Annotated in this window: 2 protein-coding genes and 1 pseudogene; all 3 read left to right on the plus strand. The window is 40.0% G+C overall.

Features of this window, described 5'->3' with window-relative positions:
• Positions 1-676: pseudogene (locus DP117_RS33880) on the plus strand (cobyrinic acid a,c-diamide synthase); the annotation flags it as partial.
• Between the two features lie 289 nt (positions 677-965).
• On the plus strand, positions 966-1,934 hold the full coding sequence (locus DP117_RS33885) for a phosphate ABC transporter substrate-binding protein (protein ID WP_169222535.1): 969 nt from the start codon (positions 966-968) through the stop codon (positions 1,932-1,934).
• 385 nt (positions 1,935-2,319) lie between these two features.
• A complete protein-coding gene (locus DP117_RS33890) occupies positions 2,320-2,481 on the plus strand; it encodes a Uma2 family endonuclease (RefSeq protein WP_339381159.1) in 162 nt (53 codons plus the stop codon).
• Positions 2,482-2,645 lie beyond the last annotated feature (164 nt).

Raw genomic sequence — 2,645 nt, forward strand, 5'->3', positions numbered from 1 at the left:
CTCCCCACCTCCCCACCTCCCCACCTCCCCACCTTCGATAAGAATAGCCGTCGCGTGCGATCGCGCTTTCAATTTTTACTACCAAGACAATCTTGATTTACTCCAGCAGTTGGGTGCAGAACTGATTTTCTGGAGTCCTTTAGAAGACGCTGGCTTACCACAAGACATACAAGGAATGTATTTTGGCGGTGGTTTTCCAGAAGTCTTTGCCCAACAACTAGCGGAAAACACCCGCACACGCCATGCAGTCAAGACAGCAATTCTTTCAGGAATACCTACCATAGCTGAGTGTGGGGGATTGATGTATCTATGCGAGCAAATCGTCAATTTTGAGGCAAAATCTTGGTCAATGGTAGGAGTATTGCCCACAACAGCCGAGATGGGTGGGCGTCTTACCTTAGGATATCGTCGAGCAGTTGCTCTACAGGATGGTCTGTTAGTACGTGCAGGTGCAACCGTCTACGGGCATGAATTTCATCGTTCCCGCTTAATCTCTACTTCTCATCCAGCATTGTTTCAAACTTATCGCTACGATACCGAAGAATCTACAGGAGATGAAGGATGGAATTTGCTTCCATCTCTACATGCTTCTTATATTCATCAACATTGGGGAGATTCTCTGGATATTCCAAAACGATTTTTAGCTAGTTCGAGCAGAAACCCTGCATCCAGCTGAAGGCAGATATTAGGAGAAACAACCGGACAAAACCCATTTTTTTGTCCGTTTCTTTGATTGATAAGGATAAAACAAGTACGTATTTGTTCTTGCCTAAATTATTGCTGCAATTCTTGTTGATGGTACAACCCGCAATATAACAGTTGTGTATTTTTATAGAAAATTTCGGTAATAGGTCCTTTGTGCTGTTGTTAAAGTACTTATATAGCAATCCTAATTTGCTCTGAAAAACACGTATGACTACGTGTACCAGATTAACTTGCAAACTTTCAATATTCTGACATTCCTTATGGCTAATACAAGCAATAATAAAGAAACATTTACCTTGGTGCTATCTCTGCTCGTCACTCTAGGGCTTTTAGGGTTTGGTGTGTGGTTCTTCCGGGATAAGTTACCTTTTGCATACCAGCAACAGACTCAACCCTCTGCCAATTCTCAACGTAGCGCGAGTCAAGCTTTTGACACATCAAGCTTGGATACCAGTCTACCTAACCCAAGCGTACTAACAATTGATGGTAGCGTCACAATAGTCGCTTTGATGAAGCAGCTGCAAATGGCGTTTAATCCGGTGAATCCTTCCTTACCCATAACCTATGGTTTACCAGATCGTAGTCCGAATGGTACCAATAAGGGGATTCAAAATTTGAAAGACGGCAAAGTCTTGATGGCAGCGAGTTCACGTCCCCTAAAGCCTGATGAAGCACAAGCTGGACTCGTGCAAGTCCCAATTGCTCGCGATGCATTGGCTGTAGCAGTAGGCGTCAACAATCCGTATAAAGGGGGATTGACAATGGAACAGTTGAAGGGAATTTTTCAAGGAAAAATCACTAACTGGTCACAACTAGGAGGTCCAAATCTGCCAATTAAAGTGATTAACCGTTCTCCAGATAGTGGTACATATACATTCTTTCAGGAAGTTGTGCTTTTAGAGGAGTCTTTTGCACCAGATAGTGCGAATTTCACCACAATGAAAAAAGATGAAACGACTTCGCTATTACGTGACTTGGGTGATAATGGCATCACTTACAGCACAGTTTCCCAAATAGAAAATCAACAAACTGTTCGTATTGTCCCTATAGATAGGATTTCTCCGACTGATAAAACTGCGATTAAAAATAGTACTTATCCTATTAGTCGAGTTGTTTATTTAGTTGTACCGCGTAAAACGAGTCCTGGTGCTAAACAATTTATTGATTTTGCCATATCTGGTGGTGGACAACAAATTGTTCAGCGAGTCGGTTTTATCCCATTAAACTAGGTTGAATTTACCACAGTTATCTGGAGAATATGCTTTTCTTTTCAAAGAAAGTATGTACTGCTTGCTGATTATTTTTACTGTACCTCGCTCGTTTAAACCCACTAGTTAAAATTCCTAGTAAAGGTGATGTTGCTGTCAATTTAAGTAAAGCAGGTTACCCAACTCAAAACTTTAAGATTAACTTAGAAAACGAACAAAGTACAATCAGAGTAATAAACTTAAGCAAATCAGGTGAACCTGAAGTTAAATCAGTTGCTTCTGCGCCTCCAACTTCATCTTCAAACCAACTTGTAAGTATTTTTTTTGAACTTTGAATTTTGAATTTTGAATTGTTTTGTCACCCTCTGATAATTTACAAAAAACTCAGGAAAAAATGCAATAATATATGGAGAATCAAGTGAAACTCGGCTGGTTAATTGATAGAAAAACACGCCGAGTAGAAATCTATCGTTTAGGGCAAGCAGTAGAAGTTTTAGAATCACCAACAAAGTTATCGGGAGAAAACACTTTACCTGGTTTCATTCTCGATTTACAGACTCTTTTCTGAAGGACTGTACAAAATTACCATTATGTGCATCACGAAATTTGTCATTTCAGGCGCTCTTCCACAGTCCTAAGATGCTTACTACACTCCATTAAAAATGGCTATATAAATACTTCTTTTTTATACTAAAATCATTTTTTATATAGCGGTTCTCGGTTGAGTCCAAT

The sequence above is a fragment of the Brasilonema sp. UFV-L1 genome (genome assembly GCF_012912105.1).
Classification (GTDB): Bacteria; Cyanobacteriota; Cyanobacteriia; order Cyanobacteriales; family Nostocaceae; genus Brasilonema.